Below are 24,483 nucleotides of genomic sequence, written 5' to 3'. Positions count from 1 at the left end.
GCGGCTCTCCGGTGAGGAATTGCAGCCCGCACACTAGGGTTCGACCACTTAATCCCGCGCTAACGCCACGGCAGGTTCCGACACCAAAGGCGTGTCAGCCGCGACCGGGCAGATAGTTGTCGGTGAAGGCGTCGCGCCAGTTCAGCCCCGCCTCATAGACGCCGGCCTTGGAAGTCACGTCGAAGAAGGCCTGCCAGCGCTCTTCGGTCAGGGCCCCCAGGCCATAGAGGGCCGCGTCGCCCCCATCAACGATGGCGTTGTCACGCAGCTTCTCGCGGGCCTGGTCCAGCACCGCTTGCGTCATGTCGGGGTTGTCCTTGCGGATCAGGGCGTCGGCGGCCGAGGCGTCGCCCCGGATATAGTCGCGCCAGCCCTCGGCCGAGGCGGCGATGAAGCTGCGCAGGGCGGCGGCGTTGTCGCGGGCGAAGGCGTTGGGCGCCAGGACCATGGCCGCATAGGAGGGATAGCCCTCGTCCGCCATCAGGAAGACCCGGGGATCGAAATCGGCCGCCTGTTCGATGGCGTAGGGATCGCTGGTCAGATAGCCCTGCTGCACCGCGCGCGCGTTGGCGATGAAGGCGGCGGGGTCGTAGGCGTAGGGGCGCAGCTGCTCGTCGGTGAAGCCGTAGCGGGCCTTCAGCCAGACCCAGAAGGTGCTGACGGCCGTATCGGACAACAGGAAGGGTCGGCCGGTCAGGTCGGCGATGGTCTCCAGCGCGTCGTCGGGATGGGCCATCAGGACCTGAGGGTCCTTCTGGAAGAAGGCGGCGACGGCCTTCACCGGGGCGCCGGCCGCGACCAGGTTCAAGGGGATGAAGCTGTTGGAGCCCATGCCCAGTTCGACCGCGCCTGAGGCCAGCAGGTGCGGGACGTTCACGCCGGGACCGCCCTGGACGATCTGGACGTTCAGCCCGCGCTTCTCATAGGCCCCGCTGGCCAGGGCCTGATAGAAGCCGCCCTGTTCGGCCTGCGCGCGCCAGTCGGTGGCGAAACGCAGGCGCACGCGACCCTGTTCGTCCACCGGCGCCTCGACCCGCCCGCAGGCCCGAAGCCCCACAGCGCCCGCCGCCACGGCCGCACCGCCCGCGATCAAGGCGCGGCGGCGGGTCAGCAGGCGATTCCCCATCAAGGTCATGCGCCTGACTTACGGGGGGATAGGGGCGTTGGGAAGGCGCGGCGTCAGTCGGTGACGATGTCGTCCGCCCTGTCGCTTCGGATCGGTTCGCCATCCACGGGATTTGTCGGCAGGACGTAACGGACCGGCACCACGCAGCGGACGCCGTGACTGTTGGACGGTTCGGCGCGGCCCGCCTGGACCGTGCGACGGCCGCTGTCGCCGAAGGCGGCGGCGGGTTGGGTGTCGATGACCTCGACATTGCCGACCTGGCCCCAGGTGGCGAGGTCGAACCGCACCAGGGCCCAGCCCTCGATGCCACGCTCGCGGAAGGCGGCGGGGAAGGATTCCGGGGCGCCGCGCGCCTGGAAACGCGTTCGAACTTCGGCCGGACAGTTCTGAAGCGGGTCGTCCTCGCGCTCGGGCAGGTCCGGCGCAGGCAGGCGTTCGCCTATTCGGTAGAAGTTCGCGACGCATCCGCGCAACGGCGCTCCGCCCTGAACGACAGTTTCAGAGACAGCGCGGCGCGTCTCGGCGTCGAAGACCGTATCGCCGGACGACCCCAGGGTCTCGACATCGACGGCGCGGCCCTCGGCGTCCACGCCCCAGCGCACGACGGTCCAGGCCCGGCCGCCGGGCGGCGGACGTTGCCCGATCTTGTAGTCGGGGTAGCTGACGGTGCGGGGCGAGCGACCGCCCCGACGATCGCCGCCGCAGTTGGCGTCTGGGCCGGCCAGCCGCGAGGCGACGGCGTCGCGGATCGGGCCTCGCGTGCGCGTGACGGCGAAATAACGCAGCAGGTCGGCCTTGGTGGCTTCGACGATGGGCTTGGCGGTTTAGCGGATCGTCAGGCGGCAGTCGCTGCGAGGCCCGCCTGAGAAGCGCCACGCGGCGAGGGCGGCCTGTTCCTGATCGGTCGGAGGCGTCGATGAAATGACGATCTCGTCGGAGGCGGGGTGCATGCGCGCCGATGAAGGGCGGATGTCGCGTGTGCGGCCGTCCTCGGTGATCGAGAACGACAGGGTGACGTCAGGCTTTTCAGAGCCGAAACGGACCGTCTCTATACGAAGGTCGTCGGCGTATGCCGGCCTTATCGCGGCTCCGCCGCAGGTGACGTCGTGCGTGGGAATCTGAAGCCGCGATTGTTCGGGGGGCGTGTCGCCCGGTCTGTAGCCTGTGCGGACCGGAGACGTCCGCAGCGGTTCGATCGCCTGGTCGGCGACGGACGCCAGGGCGGGTGTCGTCGTCAGGGCAAGGCCGAGGCCGAACATGATCGCGCGCATGGGTGTCTCCGTCTGCATCTCATGGGTGCAGTCTGGAGCGGGGGCTGTCTAGCGGGATTTCGTGAAATCTACGCCGGAATTGAGCGAGGGGACGAAGCGTGCGGGCGGACCCGTGCTCTTCGTCCCCTCGCCAAGTCCGGGTTGGACTTGGCCGTCTGGGTCAGGGCCTTGGCGTCAGCGCCGTCGCGGGCGAACCTGCGAGGGCGGTCGGCTGTACCTCGTCGCGCTCCTGGTCTTGGGCGTCCCACGGTATTGCGACCGCGTCGTCCCTCGATCCCGATCCGGTTCTCTCGTTCCTTGTCGATCCGAAGACCGTCGAGGACTGGAGCCTTGATCCCGCCTGCCGCACGTTACGATCCGAAGATCGCCCGATCGCGCCGGGTCGGAGAGCCGGGCCGGTTCGCTTGATGTCCGGGGTCTCCCCTGGATTTCCGCGCCGCCGTGTCCCTTGGCCTGTTGACGTTCCGATGAAACCGGCTATGAGGCAAGCGCCCGATCTCGCCCCGGTGTGCACGACTGGCCCGGCGGCGGTGGACAAGCCTGTGAACATCGGTGGACGGATCAAATTCGCGGTTGCGGATCAGGGCCTTGCCTTGTCCACAGAAACGCGGCGATAGACGGCTGTGTCCGGCGCCGGACGGATCGATTGCAACCGGTCGCCGTGCTTTGGGTTCTGTGATCGGCAGACGAAAGTCTTTGGGGGAACTGCTTGTCCATCACCGTCTCAGAAGACGCTAAACCTCTCGGCATCGATCGCGACCAGCTGACCCAGATGTTCGCCCACGCGCCGGGGTTCATGGCGTTGCTGGTCGGGCCTGAACACCGGTTCGCGCTGACCAATCCGAACTATCAGAAGGTGATCGGCCACCGCGAGGTCGCGGGTCGCACGGTAGCCGAGGCGCTGTCGGACGCGGCGGACCAAGGCTATGTGGACCTGCTGGACCGCGTCTATCGCTCTGGCGAGGCGCACCGGGCCGACAGCGCCCTGTATGCCGTTCAGGCCGAGCCGGGCGGGGCGGTGATCGACCGCTACGTCGACTTCGTCTTCCAGCCGCTGAGGGACGCCGCAGGCCAGGTCTGGGGCATCTTCGTCCAGGGCGTGGATGTCACCGAACGGCATCAGGCGGCCAAGGCGCTGGCGGTCAGCGAGGCGCGATACGGCGCCCTGTTCGCGGCCATGGCGACAGGTTTCTGCGTCATCGAGATGAGGTTCGACGAGACGGATCGGCCGGTCGATTACAAGATCGTCGAGGGCAACCAGGCGTTCGAGGAGATGACCGGCCTGGTCGACCCTTACGGCAAATGGGTCAGCGAGATCGCGCCGGGGCTGGAGCAGCACTGGTTCGATCTGTACGGCGGCGTGGCGCGCACGGGACAGCCGGCGCGGTTTGAAAACCCCGCCGACATTTTTGGCCGCTGGTACGATGTCCAGGCGCTGCGCATCGGCCAGCCGGGCGCCTATCAGGTCGCGGTGCTGTTCAACAACATCACCGAGCGCAAACAGAGCGAGGCGCGCCAGAACGCCCTGCTGGAGCTAAACGACGCCATTCGCGACCTGACCGACGCCGAAGAAATCGCCCAGGCCTCCGCCGAGGTATTGGCGCGGGCCATGGGCGTCAGCCGCGCCGGATACGGCACGGTGGACACGATCGCCGAGACCATCACCATCCCGCGCGACTTCAACCAGCCGGGCGTGAGCAGCCTCGCCGGGGTGCTGTCCTTCCGTGACTACGGCTCCTACATCGAGGACATCAGGCGCGGCGAGACGGTGGCGATCGACGACGTCACCAGGGATCCTCGCACGGCCGACACCGCTGAGGCCTTGAAGGGCATCAGCGCCGGATCCTTCGTCAATATGCCGCTGATGGAACAGGGTCGGGTCGTGGCCATGGTGTTCGTCAATCACGCGACGGCGCGCCATTACAGCGACAGCGACCTGAGGCTGATGCGCGACGTGGCCGAACGGGTGCGGATGGCGACCGAACGCGCCCGCAGCGAGGCCGCCCTGCGCGAGAGCGAGGCCCAGTTCCGGGTCTTCGCCCAGGCCACGCCGAACCAGATCTGGGCCAGCTGGGCGGACGGGTCGATGTATTGGTTCAACCCTCAGGTCTATGCCTACACCGGCCAGAAGGACGGCGATCTGGACGGGGCCGAGGGCTGGATCCAGCACGTGCATCCCGACGACATGGAGAGGGTGAGCGAGACCTGGTCCCGATCGCTGGCGAGCGGTCAGGTCTATCAGACCGAGTTTCGCGTGCGTCGCCACGACGGGGTCTATCGCACCTTCATGGTGCGGGCCGAACCGGTCCACGACGAGGATGGCCGGATCACGCGCTGGGTCGGCTCCAACATCGATATCGAGGAACTACGCAGCCAGTCGGCCGAACTGGCCCGGTTCAACGAGACGCTGGAGGACCAGGTCGCCGAGCGCACCAGCGCGCTGATGCAGACCGAGGAGGCGCTGCGCCAGAGCCAGAAGATGGAGGCGGTGGGTCAGCTGACCGGCGGCATCGCCCACGACTTCAACAACCTGCTGGCCGGGATCAGCGGCAGCCTTGAGATCATCTCCAACCGCATCGCCCAGGGTCGGCACAACGACGTGGAGCGGTTCACCGTCGCGGCCCAGGGCGCGGCCAAGCGGGCGGCGGCCCTGACGCACCGGCTGCTGGCCTTCTCGCGGCGTCAGACCCTGGATCCCAAGCCGACCGATCCCAACCGCCTGATCCGTGGGATGGAAGACCTGATCCGCCGCACGACCGGGCCGGGGGTCCATCTGGAGGTGGTCGCCAGCACCGGCCTGTGGCCCGTCCTGATCGATGCGCACCAGCTGGAAAACGCCGTGCTGAACCTGTGCATCAACGCGCGCGACGCCATGCCAGGCGGCGGGCGGCTGACCATCGAAACCGGCAACCGCTGGATCGACGCGCGCACGGCCAAGGCCCAGGATCTGGACCCCGGTCAGTATGTCTCGATCTGCGTCAGCGACACGGGCTCCGGCATGGCGCCCGAGGTGGCGGCGCGGGCGTTCGAACCCTTCTTCACCACCAAGCCGCTGGGCGAGGGGACGGGGCTGGGCCTGTCGATGATCTATGGCTTCGTGCGCCAATCGGGCGGCCAGGTGCGGATCTATTCCGAGCCAGGGCAGGGGGCGATGATCTGTTTGTATCTGCCGCGCCACCACGGCGTGATCGAGGAGGGGGAGGTCGTTCCCGAGGTCGAACAGGCCCCGCGCGCCCAGGACGGCGAGACGGTCATGGTCGTGGACGACGAGCCGACGGTGCGGATGCTGGTCGCCGAAATCCTGCACGAGCTGGGCTATCAGTGCATCGAGGCCTCGGACGGAGCGGCGGGGCTGAAGCTGCTGAACTCCGAGGCGCGGATCGACCTGCTGGTCACCGACGTGGGCCTGCCCGGCGGCATGAACGGGCGTCAGATGGCGGACGCCGCGCGGCTGGAGCGGCCGGACCTGAAGGTGTTGTTCATCACCGGCTATGCCGAGAATGCGGTGGTCGGCAATGGCCACCTGGACCCCGGAATGCACGTCATGACCAAGCCCTTCGGCATGGAGGCCCTGGGCAGCCGGATCCGCGAACTGATCGAGAGCTAGAGTTTCGCGTCCATCCAGCGGCGGATGGCGGCGCGCGCGCCCCGGGCGGCCGGGCCGCCGAAGTGCAGGAAGCCGTGCGGGGTCTGGGGCACGCGGATCAGGTCGGCGTCCGAGGCCTCGCCCCAGCGGGTGGCCATCAGCAGACTGTCCTCGAACAGGGGGTCGTCCTCGCCGGCGATGAACAGGGCGGGCGGCAGGCCTGTCAGGTCGGCGTACAGGGGCGAGACATCGGGCTGGCGCAGGCCCGCCTCGTCGCGGTCGGGGGCCAACCGGGCCAGGTCGGCGCGCATGGTCGGGCCGTTGAACAGCAGGGTCTCAGGCCCGGCCGAACGCACGCTCTCGGTGCCCGACAAATCAAAGACGCCGTAGGTGAAGACGCAGCCCTTCACCAGGTCGATCAGCCCCTGGTCGCGCAACGCCACCGCCGTCAGGGCGGCCAGATGCCCGCCGGCGGATTCGCCCGTCAGGAACAGGGTAGAGGCGCCCAGTCGATCGACGTTGGTCACGGTCCAGTAGGCGGCGGCCAGACAGTCGGCGATGGCGGCGTCGATATAGATCTGGCGACGCTCTGACAGCAGTCGGTAATCGACCGAGACGACGCAGAAGCCGTGGTGCGCCAGGTGGGCGTTCAGCCGGTCGTTCAGCCCGGCGCTGCCCAGCACCCAGCCGCCCCCATGGATGTCCAGAATGACGGCGCGGGGCGTGCCGACGGGATGCAGGATGCGCAAGGGGACGGGATGGTCGCCGTCGGTCTGGATGATCTCGACCGTCACGCCGCGCTTTCTGAGGCGCGGGACCGTGACCCGCCCGGCGGCGGCGTCCAGCCACAGCGACAGCCGCTGACCTGCATCGATCCGCCAGCCGTCGGTGCGCAGGCGCGGCGCACGGGCCAGAACGGCGTTGATCCGCCGCACCGCCGCCTGCTGGGGCGGGGCGAACTCGACGAGGTGGGTGCGCAGGGTCATGAGGCGGACGGGGTCTTTCGAACGGATGCGGGCCGAATATCGGAAACGCCGGTGCAGGAAGGAAGACGCATCGTCGGTGTCGTTTTTGTTCAATAAGTGCGCGGGTGCGGGCGGCTAGTGGGGCCAGACATTCCGTCTTTGGAGACCAGCATGAAACTGAAATATGTCATCCTCTATGTCCCCAATGTCGCGGAGGCGGTCGATTTTCACGAACGCGCCTTTGGGCTCAAGCCGCGCATGACGCATCCGTCGGGCGATTACGCCGAGATGGAGACGGGCGACACGGTGCTGGCCTTTTCCGCTACGACCCTGATGGCCAGCCTTGGCAAGACGGTCGGGGCGCCGGATCCGGCCCGGCCGGTGTTCGAACTGGCGTTCGAGACCGACGACGTGCCGACGGCGGTGGATCGCGCCGTGGCGGCGGGAGCGGCCTTGGTCACGGCGCCGGTCGATCAGCCATGGGGTCAGACCCTGGCCTATGTCACGGACCTGAACGGTTATCTGGTCGAGATTTGCACGCCGGTCAGAGGCGGCGACTAGAAATAGCCGATCTGGGCGGCGATGGCGGCGCGGCGGTGATCGCAGCGTAGACCGGCGGGCGTGACGCCCAGCCATCGCCGCGCCTCGCGGGTCATATGGGCCTGATCGGCATAACCCGAGGTCAGGGCGACATCCGCCAAAGGCCGGTCGGCTTGCGCGATCATCAGCCGGGCGCATCGTCGGGCGCGGGCCAGACCGCGCCAATAGACGAACGGCGCGCCCGTCTGAATCAACAGGCGTTGCAGGCTGCGAAGGCTGACGCCCAGGGCGCGCGCGGTGTCGTCGGCTGTCGCCAGTCGGTCGCCGATCAGGCCCAGGGCCTCTGTGACATCCGGCGACAGCGAGACGGCTTCGCCAAGGGCCGAGGTCAGATCTTCGAGAAGGTCATCCTCGCGCCAAAGCGCTTGAAGAACGGGCGCGTCGATGACGGCGCCGGGCGGAAGCCGCAGGCCCTGGAGGTGTGATCCGGCCTCGATGACGGCATGGCGCGGGCCGTGATCCAGCGCCGAGACCGACAGGATCGCGGCCCCTGTCCGGGGACGATGTACGATCAGGTCGCGGCAACCGTCGGGCAGGACCAGAACCGCGTCTGACGTCTCGGCGGCATAGGTCCAGACGGCGAGCGCTTGCATGGGATCACCCCGCCAGCGCCGCCTTCTTCTCTTCGAGCTCCAGCCATTCCAGTTCGGCGCTTTCCAGGTCGGCGCGGGCCTTGTCGGCGGCCTTCATCGTGGCGTCGAAGGTCTTGGGGTCGCGGGCGTAGAGGCCGGGGTCGGCCAGGGTCGCATCGTGTTTGGCGATGGTCGCCGGAAGCGTGTCGATGAGGGCTTCCAGCTCCTTAAGGCGATGCGCGTCCTTGAAGGTCAGCTTGCCGACCTTCTTGGGGGCGACGGCGGCCGGCGCGGCCTCGGCGGCGCGCTGGGCGGCGGCCTTGTCCTGGGGGCGGGGGTTGGAGCCGGGCTGGAGGAAGCCGGGGTTCTGGCGGATGAAGTCGGTCCAGCCGCCGGGGGTCTCGACGATGTCGCCGCGCCCGTTCAGCGCCAAGGTCGAGGTGGACAGACGGTCGATGAAGTCGCGGTCGTGGGAGACCAGGATCAGGGTGCCGTCGTAACCCTCCAGCAGCTCTTCCAGCTTGTCCAACGTGTCCATGTCCAGGTCGTTGGTCGGTTCGTCGAGGATCAGCAGGTTGGCCGGTTTCGCCAGGGCGCGGGCCAGAAGCAGGCGGTTGCGCTCGCCGCCCGACAGGGTCGAGATCGGCTGGCGCAGCTGGGCCTCGGAGAACAGGAAGTCCTTGGCGTAGGCGGCGACGTGTTTGGACACGCCGCGCACCAGGATGGAGTCCCCGCCGCCCGGCGTCAGGGCGTCCCACAGGGTCATGTCCGACTTCAGCCCCTCGCGCGACTGATCCAGATAGACGGATTCCAGGTTGGAGCCCATGCGGACCGTGCCCTCGTCCGGCGGCAGTTCGCCCAGCAGGGTCTTGACCAGGGTGGTCTTGCCCGCGCCGTTGGGACCGACGATGCCCAGGCGGTCGCCGCGGATGATGCGGGTGGTCAGGTCCTTGAACAGGGTGCGGCCGTTGAAACCCTTGGACACGCCCTTGATCTCGGCGACCAGCTTGCCCGACGTGCCGCCGGAATCGACGCCCAGATAAAGCTCGCGCGGCGCGTCCTTCATCTTCTCGGCGCGTTCGGCGCGAAGGGCGTTCAGCGAGCGGGCGCGGCCCTCGTTGCGGCTGCGGCGGGCGGTGATGGAGGAGTAGAAGGTGGCGGTCTCGCGCTCGATGGTCTTGGTCAGGCGACGCAGGGATTCGGCCTCCTCCTCCATGACTTTGGACGACCATTCGTCGAACTCGACGAAGCCCTTGCTCAGGGTGCGGACGCGGCGGCCTTCCAGCCAGTGGACGGTGTTGGTGACGCGGTTCAGGAAGGCGCGGTCGTGGCTGACGACCAGCAGGGCGAACCGGGCCTGGATGAGCTCATTCTCCAGCAGTTCGATGGCCAGGATGTCGAGGTGGTTGGTCGGCTCGTCCAGCAGCAGCAGGTCGGGCTCTTCGGCGAAGGCCTTGGCCAGGGCGGCGCGGCGGGTCTCGCCGCCGGACAGGCCCTGCGTGGATTTCTCGGGATTCAGGCCGAAGGTGGCCAGCCAGCTCTCGGCGGTCCAGCTCTCGGCCTCGCCGGAGGAGGCATAGTCCAGCAGGGTCTCGCCGGTGATGACGGGTTCCTGCGGCACATAGGCGAAGCGGACGGCGGACTGGACCGAACGGTCGCCGCTGTCGGGCTCGATCATCCCCATGACGACCTTCATCAGGGTGGACTTGCCGGCGCCGTTGCGGCCGACGAGGGCGGCGCGGCTGCGCGGTTCGACCGCGAGGTCGACGCCGTCGAAGAGGGGGCGCTGGCCGTCCTGAAGACGGACGTCCTTGAGTGCGACGAGGGGGGGTCTGGCTGCCATGGGCGGCCATATAGAGGAGGGGAGGCCGAACCGCCATCGGCGTTGACGGTTTCCCGGCGACACGGTGTAGTTCGTGCAGGGTTTGAAGTCGGGGATGCCAGGGATGGATATGACGTCGAACGGGCGCGGGGGCGCGCCAGAGCGCAGGACGGAGCGCAAGCCGGGGCGGATATTCTATCTGCTGGCTGTGCTGCCGGCGATCTGCGGGATCGTGACCATGGTCGTGCTGCTGGCGACGAAACTGCCGGCGCTTGACGACGGGCTAGAGCAGATCGTCGTGCCGGGCGCGCGCGAGCTGGCGCTGACGCCGGGAAACCACACCGTGTTTCTGGAGGTCCGCAGCGTCGTCGATGGGCGGGTCTATGCCGTGGATGAGGTGCCCGGTCTGGCGGTCAAGGTCCAGGCGGCGGACGGAACGCCGGTGGCGACGCGTACGCCGAGCGGGAGTTCGACCTATACCTTCGGTGGACGACAGGGGCAGTCGATCCAGGTGTTCCGCATCGACCGGGCCGGGACCTACAGGGTGTCGGCGGATTACGAGGGCGGCGCCGGACCGCAGACCGTGATCGCGGTGGGGCAGGGCTTCATGACAGGAATGTTCGCTGTCGTCCTTTCGGCGCTGGGGGCGTTCTTCGGCGGCGTGTTCGTGTCGGTCGTCGGCATCGCCTGGGTGGCCTGGAGCCGACGGCGGGCGCCGCGCGGGGCCTGATCAGTCCTGTCGATTGACAGTTACCGTCCGGTTGGTATGTAGCGGTCATGGATACGATCACACGCCGCCGCGCACCCGACGACACCCGCGCCGAAATCATCGAGAAGGCGCTGGAAGTCGCTGCTGATCTGGGCGCGTCGGGCTTTACGCTGGATGCGGTGGCGGCGCGGACGACGGTCAGCAAGGGCGCCCTGCTGCACCATTTCCCGACCAAGATCGCCCTGCTGGAGGGGATGATCGACCATCTGGGCGAGATGCACGTGCAGAGCATTCTGGCCGAGGCGGCGCGCGATCCCGAGCCGTATGGCCGCAATGCGCGGGCCTATCTGAGGGCCACCGTCAACGAGCCGTTCACGCCGCAGGACGTCAGTATCGGCCGGGTGGTGATGGCCGCCTGCGCCATCGATCCTGCGCTGTCGCAGCGCTGGAACGGCTGGATCGACAAGGTGAAGGCGGACGATCCCAGCGATCCTGTCGGGGCGGACGACGCCCTGATGCTGATGCTGATCGCTGACGGTTTGTGGATGTCGGACATTTTCGGGACGCACCGGGTGTCGCCTGAACAGCGGCAGGCGATGTTGTCGCTGCTGACGCCCGGCCATCCGATCACGGCGAACGACGCATGAGCCCGGTGACCTGGATGGCGTTGCTGGGCGCCATCGCGCTGGAGGTGGCGGGGACGACCCTGCTGCAGGCCTCGCAGCAGTTCACCAGGGCCTGGCCCACGGCGGGGATGGCGGTCTGCTACGGCCTGGCCTTCTATCTGTTGTCGATCGCGCTGAAACAGATGCCGGTGGGGATCGCCTATGCGATCTGGAGCGGGCTGGGCGTCGTGCTGATCTCGGTGATCGGGACGGTGGCGTTCCGCCAGCGGCTGGACCTGCCGGCCATCGCGGGGCTTGCGATGATCGTCGGCGGGGTGGTGGTGATCAATCTGTTCTCCAAGACGGTGGGGCATTGAGGCTGTGACAAGCGGCGAGGCGGCGCGTATGAGGCGCGCCATGCAGTCCTACTGGGAAACCAAGACCCTGGCCGAGATGTCGCCTTCCGAGTGGGAGGGGCTGTGCGATGGGTGCGGGCTGTGCTGCGTGATCCGGTTCGAGGACGAGGATACAGGCGATGTCGTTCCGACGCGGGTTCACTGCAAGCTGTTCGATTCCCAGGCCTGTTCGTGCTCGGACTATGCGAACCGCAAGGCGCAGGTGCCGGACTGCATCAAGCTGACGCCTGGAAACATCGAGGCGCTGGGGTGGATGCCCCTGTCGTGCGCCTATCGCCGGCTGCACGAGGGGCGACCGCTGGCGGGGTGGCATCATCTGATCTCGGGCAGTCGCGAGACGGTGCATACGGCCGGGGTGTCGGTGCGGGGGCAGACGATTTCAGAGCTGTCGCTGGCCCAGCCGGAGGATGCGCTGGACTTCGAGGCGCCCGAATGGATGCTGGAACGGGGCTGAGGCTGCTAGGGTAGCCCCCGCTAGCCAGCGCAATGACGCTGGTCGAAGTCTTTAGAAAACAAATCGTTGGCGAATTGTGTGGGCGATCTTCCGGCCTGAGGACGCTGCTGCGCTATGGTTTGGGCATGACGGGAAATCGGGATGACGGAGAGGGCGGCTGCGGCGGCGCTGGCGCAACGGCTGCGTCCTGCGCCGGGTGGATGGAGCCCCTGTTCCTGATGCTGAAGGCCAAGATGGAAGAGGCCGCGCAAAAGGTTTGCAAGACAGAGATCGAGGACGCGGCCGCAGCCGAAAAGGTCGCGCGCCAGATCGGCGTGATCGCGCGATCGGCCAAGGCGGTCGAGGCGATGCGGCTGTTGTGCCTGAGCGACAACGAAGAGGACGAGATGGGTGGACGAACCTACGACCCCGCAGAGGACGAGCGAATCCGACAGGAGCTGGTCGTCGAGCACGCGCGGCTTGATCGGATTCTGGAAGAGAAGAACGCCGAGGCTGCTGAAAGAGCGCGGGCTAAGGCTGCATCGCAATCACTGTCAGGTGGCCAAGCATCAGGCTTCGCCGACTGACGATGATCTGAAAACCTGGCTGCTGCTAGGCGGGCGAGGGTCGGGCAAGACTTTCGCCGGGTCGGTCTGGATCGACATCATGGCGCGCGAGCTGCCCGGCATCACCCTGGCCCTAGTCGGCCCCGCTCTGCACGATGTGCGCGAAGTGATGGTGGAGGGGGCGTCGGGGATCAAGGCGTCGGCGGAACCGGGCGACCGGCCGCGCTGGGAGGCGGGACGGCGTCGGCTGGTGTGGAAAAATCAATCGGCGGCCTATGCGTTTTCGGCCGAGGATCCCGACAGTCTGAGGGGGCCGCAGTTCCACGCGGCCTGGGCGGACGAGTTCTGCGCCTGGCGCAAGCCGGAGATGGTGCTGTCGAACCTGAGGTTCGGGTTGCGGCTGGGGGACGAGCCGCTGCTGGCGGTGACGACGACGCCCCGGCCGATCCCGGCGCTGAGGCGGCTGATGGCCGGGTGGGGCGTCAACACGCTGACGGGGATGGGCGGCAAGCTGTTCTCTGGCGCGGCGGCGTCCGGCGGCGTCTGGAGCTTTCAGCCCGACGGGCCGGTGGATCGGTTCGACCTGTGGGCCGTGACCAATACGGCGCTGGGAGTGATGACGGTCGAGACGGACGGGGTGGTGCGCGCGAGCGTGAACACGACCAAGCCGGCGTCGATGGAGGTGACGACCGTCGCCTTTCCCGAGACGAGCGGGCCGGTGACGGTGCGCTGGGCCTCGGGCGGGGCGGTGTTCATCGCCGGCGGGGTCGCGTGGCGGTCGGACGTGCGGCGGGCGCGGGTGATCAATGCCGGATGGGGCGGGGCGAAGGTGGCGGACTGGATCACGACGGACCAGCCGTACCGGGCCTATGGGTCGATCCCGGCGGCGGCGCCCGATCTGTCGGTCGTGTGCCTGACGATCAACGACTGGAATGCGGGGACGGCGGTTGCGACCTACAAGGCCGGGCTGGGGCTGCTGGTGGATCGGTGCCTGACGACGGGGGACGTGTTGCTGATGACCGGATGTCCGTCCGATCCGGCGCAGGGCAAGGCGGGCTATGCCGCCCAGAGCGCGATCCGGGATGCGGTTTTCGAAGTGGCGGCGACGCGGGGGCTGGCGGCGCCCATCGACGGTGCGGCTCTGTTCGGCGGAGGTTTCGCCAGCGGGCTGATGTTCGACGCCGTCCATCCCAATGCGGCGGGTCAGGCCAGGATCGCCGAGGCCGTGCGGGCGCGGGTGATGATCTGAGGTTGTTTGTTCTACGCGCGCGATGTTAACCGTGGCGGATGGGGGAGCGGTTCTACGGGGTGCAGGCGCTGCGGTTCGCGGCGGCGACGGCGGTAGTCGTCGCCCATGCGCTGGATCTGGCGGGGACGCGGCTGGGGCTGGAGACGGCGCTGGTCGGCGGGACGCTGGAGAATTTCGGCGCCGTAGGCGTCGATGTGTTCTTCGTCATCAGCGGCTTCATCATCGCCACGACGACGCGGGGGCAGGCGGGCGTCGGTGCGGCTGGGGCGTTCCTGTGGCGACGGTTTCGCAGGGTGGCGCCGATCTATTGGCTGCTGTCGCTGCCGATCCTGATCGGGATGGCGCGGGGCGGGACGCTGAGCCCGGACGTGGCGACGGCGACGTTTCTGTTCTGGCCGTTCAGCGGACTGGAGATGACGTTTCCGGCGCTGGGGCCGGGGTGGACCCTGTGTTTCGAGATGCTGTTCTACGCCGGGTTCGGATTGGCGATGGCCGGCGGACGGCGCGTCGGCTGGGGGCTGGTCGGGGCCTATGCGGCGATGGTGGCGGCCGGGTTGGTCGTTGCGGCGCCGGTGCTGAGGTTCTGGGGCGCGCCGATCATTCTGGAGTTTCTGCTGGGCGTGGGGATCGCGTCGGTGTGGCGGTTAGCGCCGCGTCGGTTGGGCGTATGGGCGGTCGGGCTGGCGCTTGTCGGGTTCGGGGTGAGCCTGGTCGTCGGCTATGGCGGGATCGACGATGTGAGGGCGTTGAACGATCCGTGGAACGGGTTGCGGCGGGTGCTGATCTGGGGGGCGCCCAGCGCCTTGCTGGTGTTCGGCGTGGCAAGGATGGAGCGGGTGGATGTTGCGCCGGGGCGGCTGGAGCGGGCGGCGGCCTTCATGGGGGATGCGTCCTATTCGATCTATCTGGTCCATGTGCTGGTGATCCGGGCGCTGGGGCGGTTGTTCGAGAGCGGGATGGTCGTGGCGCCTGGGGATGTGGTGGTGGTGCTGACGGTGCTCGCCAGTCTGGCGGCGGGGGTGGTCGTACATCTGTGGGTCGAGCGGCCGGTGTTGCGGCTGATGACGCCGCCAGAACGACGAACGTTGCTTTCAACGCCGTCATCCTAGGCCTCGTGCCTAGGATCCAGAAACACCGAGCCTGACCGGCGAAGACCGGGAGTCTGGATCCTCGGGACAAGCCCGAGGATGATGAAAATAAGGAAACTGACACGATGGTTTCGATCCGGTGGCCGTTCGGCCAGGCGGGGCGCGGGGGTGCGCCTGAGGCGAAGGAGAGCCGGGCGGGCGGAGTGATCGCCCTGTCGGGCGTGGGGCGGCCGCGGTGGACGCCCAACGACTACGCCAGCCTGGCGCGTGAGGGGTATCAGAAGAATGCGGTGGCCTATCGCTGCATCCGCATGATCGCCGAGGCGGCGGCTGCGGCGCCGTTCGCGGTGTTCGTGGACGGGGTGCGCGACGAGGCGCATCCGCTGGCCAAACTGATCCGGCGGCCCAATCCCGAACAGTCGGGGGCCGAGTTGATGGAGGCGGTCTATGGGGCGTTGCAGGTGTCGGGCAACGCCTATGTCGAGGCGACCGGCGATGCGGACGGGGACGGGGCGCCGGACGAGCTGTGGGCGCTGCGGTCGGACCGGGTGAAGGTGGTCCCCGGCCGGTCGGGCTGGCCCGAGGCGTGGGACTATTCCGTGGACGGACGCTCGGTTCGGATCGGGCGGGCGGCGGACGGCTGGGCGCCGGTGATGCACCTGAAGCTGTGGCATCCGCTGGACGACTGGTACGGGCTGTCGCCGATGGAGGCGGCGGCGCAGGGGGTGGATGCGCACAATGCGGCCGGGGCTTGGAACAAGGCGCTGCTGGACAATGCGGCGCGGCCGTCGGGGGCGCTGGTCTATGGGGCGAGGAACGGCGAGCGGCTGACGGACGGGCAGTTCGAGGCGCTGAAGGACCAACTTTCGAACGTCTACGCCGGGGCGACGAACGCCGGACGGCCGATTCTGCTGGAGGGCGGGATGGACTGGAAGCCGCTGAGCCTGACGCCGGCGGAGATGGATTTCACCGCCGGCAAACATGCGGCGGCGCGCGAGATCGCCCTGGCGTTCGGGGTTCCGCCGCAGCTGCTGGGCATCCCCGGCGACGCGACCTACGCCAACTATCGCGAGGCCAACGTGGCCTTCTGGCGACAGACGGTGATCCCGCTGGTCAGGAAGGCGGCGGGGGCGATGACGTGCTGGCTGGGCGAGCGGTTCGTCGGTTGCGAGGTGCGGGCGGATCTGGATGCGGTATCGGCGCTGCAGCCCGAGCGGGACGCCCTGTGGGCGCGGCTGGAAGCGGTGAGCTTCCTGACGGACGAGGAGCGCAGGCGGATGGCGGGGTTGGAGGGATGACCGTACATCAAATCCGACGCGTGCCGACGGCGTTGCTGGTCGCTGTGGTCGTGCAAACCATCGGCGGCCTGGTCTGGGCCGGCGGGGCGGCGGCGCGGATCGCCACGCTGGAGCAGCGGGTCGGGGAACAGAGGCTGGTCGCCGAACGGCTGGCGAGGCTGGAGGTCCAGGGCGAGGCGACGGCGGCGGCCGTGGAGCGGATCGAGCGGCGGTTGGAGGGCGGATCGTGAGTGGCGCGCGCAGTTTTCTCCCTCCCCGATCCGGGGAGGGTGGTCGCCCCCGGGTCCGGCCTATGGCCGGCCCAAGGATGAACTCCGCGACCGGGTGGGGGCGGCCCGGCAAGGCCGCATTGCTGGAAACGAAACAGATCGGTGGAGCGTCGCCTGGTCGCCCCCACCCGGTCTCGCCTGACGGCTCGACCACCCTCCCCCGCAGGGGGAGGGAGAGGTCCGGTGCGCTACTCATCCAAGGCTACGCCTCCCTGTGGGGCGTGGCGGATCTGAACGGGGATGTGGTGCAGGCGGGGGCGTTTGCGGACAGTCTGGCGAAGACGGGCGCCGAGGGGGTGCGGATGCTGAACCAGCATGATGCGCGGGCGCCGGTCGGGGTCTGGGAGCAGATCGTGGAGGATGCGCGGGGGTTGCTTGTCCGGGGACGGATCGAGGACTGGTCGGCCGAGGCGCGGTTCGCCGGAGCGCTGAGCCGGGCGGGAGCGATGGACGGACTGTCGATCGGATACCGCACGGCGCGGGCGCGGCGTCAGGGGCGACTGAGGGTGCTGAGCGCGGTCGAGCTGTGGGAGGTGTCGCTGGTGACGTTTCCGATGCTGCCGGGCGCGCGGTTCAGTTTGGCTTGAGGGCCTCGAAGGCGCCGTTGCGGTCCAGGCGGTCGGCGAGGTCGGCCATCCTGGCGCGGCCCTTGGCGCTGTGGATGTAGCGCAGCGCCCAGCCGGCGACGATGGCGGCGAAGACCCAGCCGAGATGCAGGACGAGTTCGGCGAACAGGACGAACACCACCGCCAGCGCATAGGCGCCGAGATAGACCAGGGCCAGCTTGCCTGCGCGAGAGGCGGTGGGGTTGGAAATGCTGGCGAGGATTTCGGTCAGGCTGGGCGTGGCGGCGGTCGTGGGAGCGGGGTCTGCAGGCCTGTCGGGGGCGGCGTCGGCGGCGCCAGGCCTGCAGACCCCGCTCCCACGACGGCCTTGGTCTGGGCCGGGGTTTGGATTTGGGCGGTCTGCCGGGCGGCGGGTCTCGGCCTGGGGACAACGGGATCGGGGGCGCGCCATGCGGGACGGTAGAGGATGGATTGGCCGCGGGCGTCGACGGTGAAGACCTCGCCGAAGGGTGTGCTGGAGAAGTCGATGGCGCGGGTGTCCTGGCCATAGCTCTGGCCATGCAGGGCCATCAGCCGGCCCTGGCGCAGCTCGATCTGGAAACCGATGGGATCGGGCAGATCGCCGACCATGACATGGACCGTGCCGAACAGGCCGGTGGCGTCCGGGTTGGCCGCGATGCGGTCCGCATCGACGACGATTCGGGAATAGAGGCCGGCGCCTGTGTTGCGACGCAGGCCCGGCGAGCTGGACGCCGCCTGGGCCGCCAGATCGGGGACGCTGTCGCCCATCTGCCAGACCATGGCGTCCATGACGGCGCTTTCGAGCGGCGTGAGGTGGGACATCAGGCGTCGTTGTGAACTTGAAGGCGGTCGAGGGGCGCAAGCCTTGGCGGTACGGTCAACTCCGGCAGATAGGGTGAGAGAACCCAAATCAGGCACGCAATGGCCAACGCCGAGAAGAAAAGCAGCGACCGCCCACCGTCGTCAATCCATCCCATCTTTTCGCTGATCGACGCCCCCCCGAGTCCCAAGATCATCAACCAGAATGCCCCGTCCTTCCAAGTGGAGAAGGGAGCGAGGCGACCCAATCGGGTGCGTGGGAGCTTTGCTGGAGCACTCATTCGCCGACCCTAACCGCAACGGGCGGTTCTTCAACCGGAGATATCATGAAAGAGACCAAACAGGCTTCGGGCGCTCCCGAGGCGCGCGCTGTCGTGTATGAGATGATGGCGGCGTTCGAGGCGTTCAAAGGGGCGAACGACGTCCGGCTGAACGAGATCGAGAAGAAGGCGGCGGCCGATGTGCTGTTGGAGGAGAAGGTGGCGCGCATCGACCAGGCGGTGGCGGCGGCGCAGGCGCGGCTGGATCGGGTGATGAGCCAGAACAGGCGTCCGGTGATTGGGGGCGAGCCCGCCGAGCCGGGCAACTCAGTCTCGGGGGCGCCCGAGGCGAAGGCGGCGTGGGACGGCTATCTGAAGACGGGTCAGTCGGGCGGTCTGGAGGTCAAGGCCGGCCTGTCGGGCGGCGCGACCTCGGGCGGCTATGTCGTGCCGTACGAGACCGAGCGGGCCATCGAGCGACGTCTGATGGCGGCCTCGCCGATGCGCGAAATCGCCACGGTGCGCACGGTGGCGGCCGGCGTGTTCAGAAAGCCGGTGTCGACGGCGGGCGTGGCTTGCGGCTGGGTGGCGGAGACGGCGGCGCGGCCGGAGACGGACCCGGCGACCCTGGCGTTGCTGGAGTTCCCGTCGGCCGATCTCTACGCCAATCCGGCGGCGACGCAGGCGTTGCTGGACGACGCCATGGTCGATCTGGACGAATGGCTGGCGGCAGAGGTCGAGGACGCCTTTGCGGCGCAGGAGACCCAGGCTTTCGTGGGCGGCGACGGGGTGAACAAGCCCAAGGGCTTTTTGACCTATCCGACCGTGGCGGACGCGGGCCAGGCCTGGGGTCAGATCGGTTATGTCGCGTCGGGGGCGGCGGGCGGTTTTGCGACGACCAGTCCGGCGGATCGACTGATCGACCTGGTCTATGCGCCCAAGGCACAGTACCGGCCGAACGGGCGGTTCGTGATGAACCGCAAGACGGTGTCGGCCGTGCGCAAGTTCAAGGACGCGGACGGCAACTACATCTGGCAGCCGGCGACGCGGCTGGGCGAGACGGCGTCGCTGCTGGGCTATCCGGTCACCGAGATCGAGACGATGCCGGATATGGCGGCCAACAGCCTGTCGATCGCGTTCGGGGACTTTCAGCGGGGCTATCTGATCGTGGATCGGGCAGGGGTGCGGGTGTTGCGCGATCCGTATTCGGCCAAGCCCTATGTGCTGTTCTACACGACCAAGCGGGTCGGCGGCGGGGTGCAGAACTTCGATGCGATCAAGGTGATGAAGTTCGCCGCGAGCTGATGTGATGGCGCTCGTTTCTCCCTCCCCCTGCGGGGGAGGGCAGGCCGCGTAGCGGCCGGGTGGGGGCGGCAGGGCGACCGGACTTGGATTGCCTGGCCCTTCCCACCCGGTCTCGCCTGCGGCTCGACCACCCTCCCCGGAGCGGGGAGGGAGAATACTGAATCTGACAATGGAGATTGCCATGGCGCAGCCGGTGACGGTGGCGGAGGCGAAGCTGTTTCTGAGGGTCGAGCATGAGGCCGAGGATGGGTTGATCCAGACCTTGATCGAGGCGGCCCAGGCGAAGGTCGAGGGGGATGTGGGGCTGGGCCTGACGTCCACCTCGCCGGCGCCGTTGCGGCTGGCGATCCTGATGCTGGTGCTGCGGGCCTATGAGCGGGGGGAGCCGGTGGCGGTTGAGCCGGTCGAGGGCTGGGTGGCGCCCTATCGCGTGGTGCGGTTGTGAGAGTTCTCGCGGGGCTGTTTCAGCCGGTGGAGGCCGAGACGCCGTATGGCGGGCGCAGCGTGACGTTCGAGGCGGTCGGGTCGGCCTGGCTGAAGTGCGGGGCGCGCAGGCGTACCGAACGCGACGAGGGCGATCAGAGGCGGGCGGTCGAGACGATGGGCGCGGAGGCGCGGGCGGATCCTCGGCTGGCGGTCGGGCGGGTGCTGCGGTTCGGCGGGGCGGACTGGCGGATCGCGGGGATGGAGGAATCGCGGCCGGGGCGGGTCAAGCTGGACCTGGAGCGGGTGCGATGAGGGATCACGAGAGCGCGCTGCAGAAGGCCGTGGTGGCGGCGTTGAAGGGCGATGCGGCGGTTGAGGCGCTGCTGGGCGGACGTGTCTGGGATCAGGCGCCTGATGAGGCAGCGTTTCCGCACCTGGTGATCGGGCGGTGTGAGAGCCGGCCAGTGGCGGCGGACGGGGGCGGGGTCGAGCAGAGGCTGACCCTGACGGCTGTGTCGCGGTTTGCGGGATCGGAGGAGGCAAAGGCGGTGGCGGCGGCGGTGCGGGCGTGTCTGCACGAGGCGGTGCTGGAGGCCGACGGGGTGCGGACGGCGACGTTGAGGGCGACGTTCGCGGATGTATTTCGGGCGGGTGACGGGCGGCGGACCTATGCGGTGGTGCGGCTGAGGGCGGTAACCGAGGAAGTGGGAGAAGGCTGATGACCGCACAGGCGGGCAAGGACATGCTGCTGAAGATCGAGGGTGCGCCGGGCGTGTTCACGACGGTGGCGGGGTTGAGGGCGCGTACCATCTCGCTGAACGCGAAGACGGTGGATGCGACGGACGGCGACAGCGCCGGGCGGTGGCGCGAGCTGCTGGCGGGCGCGGGCGTGAAGTCGGCGGCGGTGTCGGGGCAGGGCATTTTCCGAGACGCGGCGTCGGATGCGCTGGTGCGCGAGGCCTTCTTCGATCAGGCGGCGAAGCGGTGGCGGCTGATCGTGCCGGACTTCGGCGTGCTGGAGGGGCCGTTCCTGGTGGCGGCGCTGGAATACGCCGGGGAGCACGAGGGCGAGGCGACATTCGCGCTGAGTCTGGCCAGCGCGGGAGTCATCGGGTTCAGCGCGATATGAACGGGGCGCGGGGCGAGGCGGCTGTGATGCTGGGCGGCGAGCGGCGTCGGGTATGTCTGACGCTGGGGGCGCTGGCGGAGATCGAGACGGGGCTGGGCGTCGATGGACTGGCGGCCGTGGCTGAGCGGATGAAGACGCTGTCGGCGAGGGATCTGATGGTGGTGCTGGCGGCGGTGTTGCGCGGCGGTGGTGAGGCGGCGGATGTGGCCGGCGTCGATCCGCGCGAGGCGGCTGTCGCGGTGGCGCGGGCGTTTGCGGCGGCTGCGGCGTGACGCCGTGGGGCGAGATGTTGAGGCTGGCGGCCGCGATGGGCTTGGCGCCGGAGGCGTTCTGGCGGCTGTCGCTGAAGGAGTGGCGGATGCTGACGCAGGCGCCGCGCGGAACGGCCCCCCTGGGGCGCGAGGGACTGGCGCGATTGATGGAGGGTTGGCCGGATGGCGGATGAGTTCGGGCGGGACGGGATCGACCAGGTCGCGTTGAGAGCAGCGGAGGTCGGGGCGGCGCTGGAGGCGCTAAAGGGACCTGCAGAGGATGCGGCCAACGCCATCGAAGAGGCGTTCGGGCGCGCGGGCGACAGCCTGACGCGGTCGCTGGCGCGGGCGGCGGCGGACGGGGAGGTGTCGCTGGCCGAACTGGCGCGGGCGGTGCTGAACGCGGTGAATGCAGCGGCGGGATCGCAGGGCGGCTTGAGCGGCGCGATCCAGGCGGCGATGTCCGGGTTCGGCGGGGCGCGGGCGGACGGCGGGCCGGTGCTGGGCGGGGGCGCCTATCTGGTCGGAGAGCGCGGGCCGGAGGTGTTTCGACCCGCGACGGGCGGCGAGATCGGGCCGGTTTCCGGCGGGGGGGTCACCATCAATGTGGCGGTGGACGGGGGCGCGCCGGCCCTGTTGCGATCCGAGGCGCAGATCGCCCAGATGCTGGCGCGGGCCGTCAGTCTGGGCGCGCGGCGGATGTAGAAACGCCGCCCCGTCGAGGACGGGGCGGCGCGGAAGTCGTTCAGGCGATGAGGCCTATTCGCCCTTGGGGTTTGGGCCGAAGCGGTTCTCGCCCTTCTGGCTGTCCGTGATGCCAACCCACAGCAGGAAGGCCAGGTTGACGAGCATGATGATGCCGAAGATGCCGATCGCCGGACCCATCATGGACAGGGCGGCCATCGGATTGTTCTCGTAATAGCTCTCGTCCATGCCGCTGGCGGCGATGCCGGCGACCATCATGACGACGGCGACGATGCCCAGGGCGAAGGACACGCCGTAGGGGATGGCGACCAGCCAGCCGGTCTTGCCCATGTCGTGCAGGCGCTTCACCGAGATGGCCAGGTTCGACCAGATCAAGGCCAGCGAGATCACCGCGCCGATAAAGGGAATGAAGTTCAGCACGAGATTGGCGCCGAAGATGATCAGGAAGCCGATCCAGAAATGCGAGCGGCGCAGGCGGCCGTCGAACGACAGCATGGCGGACTTGAAGTCGAAGCCCGAGCCGGGCGCGCCGACAGCGGCGGAGGCGGCCGAAGTGGCGTAACCGCCAGCGACGCCGGTGGTGGTCGCCGCGCCGGCGAGGATCAGGATCTGGGTGGCGACGCCGCCCTCGGGCACGAAGTCGACGCGAACGCCGGACGTGGGCACGGCCGGCGACTGAAGCGCGGCCGAGGTGAAGTCGTAACGGGCGCCGTCGTCGCCGCTGATCAGACCGGCGCCGATGGTAGCGTCGTAGCTGAGAATTTCACCGCGCACGGAGGTCTCCTGGGTTGTCGCCGCCGAGCGGCAGTTTGCGAACTTCGCCGGACGACGTGCGCCGGACAAGACTGAAAGGTCAAGCTTGGCGAACGGTTCCTGAGAATTTCTCTCAAATTGCGATTTGGCCCGTGCCTGTGGGCGGCGCGCCGTAGATGTTCACGGCCGGTTGCGAGGGCAAAAGGCTGACGACAAAGAGGAACAGCCCGCCGACGTAGGGGATGCAGCCGATCAGCACGAGCCAGCCGCTGAGGCCGACATCGTGGAAGCGGCGAATCAGAACGGTGACGCCGGGGAGGATCAGCCCCGCCATGACGAGGCCCGCCAGCGCGATGCCGGTCATGCCGAACGCCTGCATGTCTCGTCCCGTCTCCGCATCGATGATCACGAGAACGAGGATGGGTGTAAAAAGCAGGAACAGGATCAGGGCGTGGAACAGGGCGAAAGACCAGTATTCCTTGCGCCGGGCGCGCCCGTTTCCATCGACGTATTTCGTCGTCACGCAACGCCGGAAATAGCCCCACAGGCCCAGGTCCGGCTCGGGCGCGATGACGACGGGCTGGTGGCGGGCGTCCTGAAGAACGATCAGGTCCGTCGCTGCGCCGTCGGGTGCGACGACGAAATCGACGCGACGCCCGACCGCCAGATCCTGCGACCGGGATGAAAAATCATAGCGGGCGAGGTCGTCGCCGCTGACCAGGCCGGCGCCGGTTTCGGGATCGTACTGAAGAATCTCACCGCGCATGGGGCGTTCGCATCGCCGTCGCGGGATCCAAGCTCAGAACATCGCTTCTCATGTCTCGGTCCAGGGACGCGGCAGGTGCGCCGTCGTCGAACCTTGGCCGAAGACGGAGGCGGCCACAATGGAGACGGCAATGGCTTTTCATGAGGTGCGCCTGCCCGCGCGGCTGGCGTTCGGCTCGACCGGCGGGGTGGAGCGGAGGACGGAGATCACGACACTGGCGTCGGGGTTCGAGCGGCGTTCGACGCCGTGGTCGCTGGGGCGCAGACGGTATCTGATCGGGGCGAACCTGAGGTCTCTGGACGACATGGCCGAGCTGGTCGCCTTCTTCGAGGCGCGGCGAGGGCGGCTGTACGGGTTCCGGTTCAAGGACTTCGCGGATTTCAAGTCATGTGCGCCGGGGGGGACGGTTTCGGCCGGGGATCAGGTGCTGGGCGTCGGGGACGGGACGCGGACGGCGTTCGATCTGGTGAAGCGATACGGCGATGTGGAGCGGCCGATCGCCAAGCCGGTCGCGGGGTCGGTGCGCGCAGCGGTCGGGGGCGTCGAGGTCGCGGATTTCATGGTCGATGCGGGGACGGGGGTGGTGACGATGGCCAACGCGCCCGGGGCGGGCGTGGTGGTGACGGCGGGCTTCCAGTTCGACACGCCGGTGCGGTTCGACTCGGACAGGATCGAGACGACGTTGGAGAGCTTTGAGGCCGGGCGGATGGCGGCCGTGCCTCTGATCGAGGTTCGGGTCTGAACCATGCGAAACATACCGGAAGAAATGGCCGTCCGCATCGAGAGCGGGGCGACGACGCTGTGTCATGTCTGGCGGCTGGAGCGGGCCGACGGGGCGGTGATGGGGTTCACCGATCACGACCGGGACCTGGTGGTGGACGGGGTGGTCTGTCGGGCGGCGAGCGGG

General features: G+C 68.5%; 32 protein-coding genes. 22 read left to right on the top strand and 10 right to left on the bottom strand.

Translation table 11 applies throughout. The features are described 5' to 3' along the window. Positions 1-94: 94 nt before the first annotated feature. The 3 genes from CHRYSEO8AT_RS02825 to CHRYSEO8AT_RS02815 all read right to left on the bottom strand — a co-directional run bounded on the left by CHRYSEO8AT_RS02825 (position 95) and on the right by CHRYSEO8AT_RS02815 (position 2,397). Positions 95-1,135, bottom strand: coding sequence for an ABC transporter substrate-binding protein (locus CHRYSEO8AT_RS02825; RefSeq protein WP_159845958.1), 1,041 nt, complete (start codon positions 1,133-1,135; stop codon positions 95-97). Between the two features lie 44 nt (positions 1,136-1,179). Next, positions 1,180-1,728, bottom strand: coding sequence for an energy transducer TonB (locus CHRYSEO8AT_RS02820; protein WP_159845955.1), 549 nt, complete (start codon positions 1,726-1,728; stop codon positions 1,180-1,182). 222 nt (positions 1,729-1,950) lie between these two features. Continuing rightward, the gene (locus CHRYSEO8AT_RS02815; RefSeq protein ID WP_159845952.1) at positions 1,951-2,397 is read right to left on the bottom strand and encodes a hypothetical protein; all 447 of its coding nucleotides are present in this window, start codon (positions 2,395-2,397) and stop codon (positions 1,951-1,953) included. 709 nt (positions 2,398-3,106) lie between these two features. On the opposite strand from CHRYSEO8AT_RS02815, the gene CHRYSEO8AT_RS02810 reads away from it, so the two are divergent. After that, positions 3,107-6,004, top strand: coding sequence for a PAS domain S-box protein (locus CHRYSEO8AT_RS02810; RefSeq protein WP_201304336.1), 2,898 nt, complete (start codon positions 3,107-3,109; stop codon positions 6,002-6,004). On the opposite strand, the gene CHRYSEO8AT_RS02805 is transcribed toward CHRYSEO8AT_RS02810, so the two are convergent. After that, complete coding sequence (locus CHRYSEO8AT_RS02805; RefSeq protein ID WP_159845949.1) at positions 6,001-6,969, bottom strand: alpha/beta hydrolase; 969 nt, start codon at positions 6,967-6,969, stop codon at positions 6,001-6,003. The genes CHRYSEO8AT_RS02810 and CHRYSEO8AT_RS02805 overlap by 4 nt on opposite strands. Before the next feature lie 150 nt (positions 6,970-7,119). Between CHRYSEO8AT_RS02805 and CHRYSEO8AT_RS02800 the strand changes: the two genes are divergently transcribed. Then, positions 7,120-7,509, top strand: coding sequence for a VOC family protein (locus tag CHRYSEO8AT_RS02800; RefSeq protein ID WP_159845946.1), 390 nt, complete (start codon positions 7,120-7,122; stop codon positions 7,507-7,509). On the opposite strand, the gene CHRYSEO8AT_RS02795 is transcribed toward CHRYSEO8AT_RS02800, so the two are convergent. Both CHRYSEO8AT_RS02795 and CHRYSEO8AT_RS02790 read right to left on the bottom strand, forming a co-directional pair. After that, a complete protein-coding gene (locus CHRYSEO8AT_RS02795) occupies positions 7,506-8,141 on the bottom strand; it encodes a helix-turn-helix domain-containing protein (RefSeq protein WP_159845941.1) in 636 nt (211 codons plus the stop codon). The two genes, CHRYSEO8AT_RS02800 and CHRYSEO8AT_RS02795, sit on opposite strands and share 4 nt — an antisense overlap. Positions 8,142-8,145: 4 nt before the next feature. Further along, on the bottom strand, positions 8,146-9,963 hold the full coding sequence (locus tag CHRYSEO8AT_RS02790) for an ABC-F family ATP-binding cassette domain-containing protein (RefSeq protein ID WP_159845938.1): 1,818 nt from the start codon (positions 9,961-9,963) through the stop codon (positions 8,146-8,148). 103 nt (positions 9,964-10,066) lie between these two features. Here CHRYSEO8AT_RS02790 and CHRYSEO8AT_RS02785 point away from each other — a divergent pair, with 103 nt between their 5' ends. The 10 genes from CHRYSEO8AT_RS02785 to CHRYSEO8AT_RS02740 all read left to right on the top strand — a co-directional run bounded on the left by CHRYSEO8AT_RS02785 (position 10,067) and on the right by CHRYSEO8AT_RS02740 (position 17,162). Continuing rightward, a complete protein-coding gene (locus CHRYSEO8AT_RS02785; protein WP_159845935.1) occupies positions 10,067-10,672 on the top strand; it encodes a hypothetical protein in 606 nt (201 codons plus the stop codon). 47 nt (positions 10,673-10,719) lie between these two features. Then, complete coding sequence (locus CHRYSEO8AT_RS02780; RefSeq protein WP_159845932.1) at positions 10,720-11,298, top strand: TetR/AcrR family transcriptional regulator; 579 nt, start codon at positions 10,720-10,722, stop codon at positions 11,296-11,298. Continuing rightward, positions 11,295-11,633 carry a multidrug efflux SMR transporter gene (locus tag CHRYSEO8AT_RS02775; protein ID WP_159845929.1) on the top strand — a complete coding sequence of 113 codons (339 nt, stop codon included), beginning with the start codon at positions 11,295-11,297 and terminating at the stop codon, positions 11,631-11,633. Before CHRYSEO8AT_RS02780 ends, CHRYSEO8AT_RS02775 begins: the two co-directional genes overlap by 4 nt. 40 nt (positions 11,634-11,673) lie before the next feature. Continuing rightward, entirely contained in the window at positions 11,674-12,126 is a 453-nt protein-coding gene (locus tag CHRYSEO8AT_RS02770; RefSeq protein ID WP_159845926.1) for a YcgN family cysteine cluster protein, read from the top strand. A 32-nt stretch (positions 12,127-12,158) separates the two neighbouring features. Continuing rightward, a complete protein-coding gene (locus CHRYSEO8AT_RS02765; protein WP_159845923.1) occupies positions 12,159-12,692 on the top strand; it encodes a hypothetical protein in 534 nt (177 codons plus the stop codon). Further along, on the top strand, positions 12,664-13,920 hold the full coding sequence (locus CHRYSEO8AT_RS02760; RefSeq protein ID WP_201304335.1) for a terminase large subunit domain-containing protein: 1,257 nt from the start codon (positions 12,664-12,666) through the stop codon (positions 13,918-13,920). Before CHRYSEO8AT_RS02765 ends, CHRYSEO8AT_RS02760 begins: the two co-directional genes overlap by 29 nt. 38 nt (positions 13,921-13,958) lie before the next feature. Continuing rightward, positions 13,959-15,029, top strand: coding sequence for an acyltransferase (locus tag CHRYSEO8AT_RS02755; protein ID WP_159845917.1), 1,071 nt, complete (start codon positions 13,959-13,961; stop codon positions 15,027-15,029). 104 nt (positions 15,030-15,133) lie between these two features. Continuing rightward, a complete protein-coding gene (locus CHRYSEO8AT_RS02750) occupies positions 15,134-16,306 on the top strand; it encodes a phage portal protein (RefSeq protein ID WP_159845914.1) in 1,173 nt (390 codons plus the stop codon). Then, complete coding sequence (locus CHRYSEO8AT_RS02745) at positions 16,303-16,536, top strand: hypothetical protein (protein WP_159845911.1); 234 nt, start codon at positions 16,303-16,305, stop codon at positions 16,534-16,536. The genes CHRYSEO8AT_RS02750 and CHRYSEO8AT_RS02745 overlap by 4 nt, the downstream gene beginning before the upstream one ends. Before the next feature lie 77 nt (positions 16,537-16,613). Continuing rightward, positions 16,614-17,162: an HK97 family phage prohead protease gene (locus CHRYSEO8AT_RS02740; RefSeq protein WP_159845908.1), complete on the top strand. Its 549-nt coding sequence runs from the start codon at positions 16,614-16,616 to the stop codon at positions 17,160-17,162. On the opposite strand, the gene CHRYSEO8AT_RS02735 is transcribed toward CHRYSEO8AT_RS02740, so the two are convergent. Continuing rightward, positions 17,149-17,319 carry a hypothetical protein gene (locus CHRYSEO8AT_RS02735; protein WP_236547399.1) on the bottom strand — a complete coding sequence of 57 codons (171 nt, stop codon included), beginning with the start codon at positions 17,317-17,319 and terminating at the stop codon, positions 17,149-17,151. The two genes, CHRYSEO8AT_RS02740 and CHRYSEO8AT_RS02735, sit on opposite strands and share 14 nt — an antisense overlap. An 89-nt stretch (positions 17,320-17,408) precedes the next feature. Next, positions 17,409-17,984, bottom strand: a complete 576-nt coding sequence (locus tag CHRYSEO8AT_RS02730) for a hypothetical protein (protein WP_159845902.1) — start codon at positions 17,982-17,984, stop codon at positions 17,409-17,411. Positions 17,985-18,307: 323 nt separating this feature from the next. On the opposite strand from CHRYSEO8AT_RS02730, the gene CHRYSEO8AT_RS02725 reads away from it, so the two are divergent. The 8 genes from CHRYSEO8AT_RS02725 (at position 18,308) to CHRYSEO8AT_RS02690 (ending at position 22,057) form a co-directional block, all read left to right on the top strand. Further along, positions 18,308-19,546, top strand: a complete 1,239-nt coding sequence (locus CHRYSEO8AT_RS02725) for a phage major capsid protein (protein WP_159845899.1) — start codon at positions 18,308-18,310, stop codon at positions 19,544-19,546. A gap of 181 nt (positions 19,547-19,727) precedes the next feature. After that, positions 19,728-19,991 (top strand): head-tail connector protein, encoded by a 264-nt coding sequence (locus CHRYSEO8AT_RS02720; protein WP_159845896.1) that lies wholly within the window; start codon positions 19,728-19,730, stop codon positions 19,989-19,991. Further along, complete coding sequence (locus tag CHRYSEO8AT_RS02715; protein WP_159845893.1) at positions 19,988-20,284, top strand: phage head-tail adapter protein; 297 nt, start codon at positions 19,988-19,990, stop codon at positions 20,282-20,284. Before CHRYSEO8AT_RS02720 ends, CHRYSEO8AT_RS02715 begins: the two co-directional genes overlap by 4 nt. Next, the gene (locus CHRYSEO8AT_RS02710) at positions 20,281-20,691 is read left to right on the top strand and encodes a DUF3168 domain-containing protein (RefSeq protein ID WP_159845890.1); all 411 of its coding nucleotides are present in this window, start codon (positions 20,281-20,283) and stop codon (positions 20,689-20,691) included. Before CHRYSEO8AT_RS02715 ends, CHRYSEO8AT_RS02710 begins: the two co-directional genes overlap by 4 nt. Next, positions 20,691-21,101 (top strand): phage major tail protein, TP901-1 family, encoded by a 411-nt coding sequence (locus CHRYSEO8AT_RS02705; protein ID WP_159845887.1) that lies wholly within the window; start codon positions 20,691-20,693, stop codon positions 21,099-21,101. Before CHRYSEO8AT_RS02710 ends, CHRYSEO8AT_RS02705 begins: the two co-directional genes overlap by 1 nt. Further along, positions 21,098-21,373, top strand: coding sequence for a GTA-gp10 family protein (locus CHRYSEO8AT_RS02700; protein WP_159845884.1), 276 nt, complete (start codon positions 21,098-21,100; stop codon positions 21,371-21,373). The genes CHRYSEO8AT_RS02705 and CHRYSEO8AT_RS02700 overlap by 4 nt, the downstream gene beginning before the upstream one ends. Then, positions 21,370-21,546, top strand: a complete 177-nt coding sequence (locus CHRYSEO8AT_RS02695) for a phage tail assembly chaperone (RefSeq protein ID WP_370514222.1) — start codon at positions 21,370-21,372, stop codon at positions 21,544-21,546. Before CHRYSEO8AT_RS02700 ends, CHRYSEO8AT_RS02695 begins: the two co-directional genes overlap by 4 nt. After that, positions 21,536-22,057 carry a phage tail tape measure protein gene (locus CHRYSEO8AT_RS02690; RefSeq protein WP_159845881.1) on the top strand — a complete coding sequence of 174 codons (522 nt, stop codon included), beginning with the start codon at positions 21,536-21,538 and terminating at the stop codon, positions 22,055-22,057. The genes CHRYSEO8AT_RS02695 and CHRYSEO8AT_RS02690 overlap by 11 nt, the downstream gene beginning before the upstream one ends. A gap of 54 nt (positions 22,058-22,111) precedes the next feature. Here the strand turns inward: CHRYSEO8AT_RS02690 and CHRYSEO8AT_RS02685 are convergent, their stop codons facing one another. Together CHRYSEO8AT_RS02685 and CHRYSEO8AT_RS02680 are read right to left on the bottom strand one after the other, a co-directional pair. Further along, positions 22,112-22,831, bottom strand: coding sequence for a DUF805 domain-containing protein (locus CHRYSEO8AT_RS02685; protein WP_159845878.1), 720 nt, complete (start codon positions 22,829-22,831; stop codon positions 22,112-22,114). A gap of 112 nt (positions 22,832-22,943) precedes the next feature. Continuing rightward, on the bottom strand, positions 22,944-23,576 hold the full coding sequence (locus CHRYSEO8AT_RS02680; protein WP_159845875.1) for a DUF805 domain-containing protein: 633 nt from the start codon (positions 23,574-23,576) through the stop codon (positions 22,944-22,946). Positions 23,577-23,706: 130 nt separating this feature from the next. Between CHRYSEO8AT_RS02680 and CHRYSEO8AT_RS02675 the strand changes: the two genes are divergently transcribed. Then, positions 23,707-24,318: a DUF2460 domain-containing protein gene (locus CHRYSEO8AT_RS02675; protein ID WP_159845872.1), complete on the top strand. Its 612-nt coding sequence runs from the start codon at positions 23,707-23,709 to the stop codon at positions 24,316-24,318. A gap of 3 nt (positions 24,319-24,321) precedes the next feature. Then, on the top strand, positions 24,322-24,483 hold a 162-nt coding region (locus CHRYSEO8AT_RS02670; protein ID WP_159845869.1), incomplete at its 3' end, for a DUF2163 domain-containing protein.

It is taken from the genome of Brevundimonas sp. G8 (assembly GCF_902506205.1).
Classification (GTDB): Bacteria; Pseudomonadota; Alphaproteobacteria; order Caulobacterales; family Caulobacteraceae; genus Brevundimonas.
Note: the sequence above shows the minus strand (reverse complement) of the source record. Positions and strands in the feature narration are given on the sequence as shown.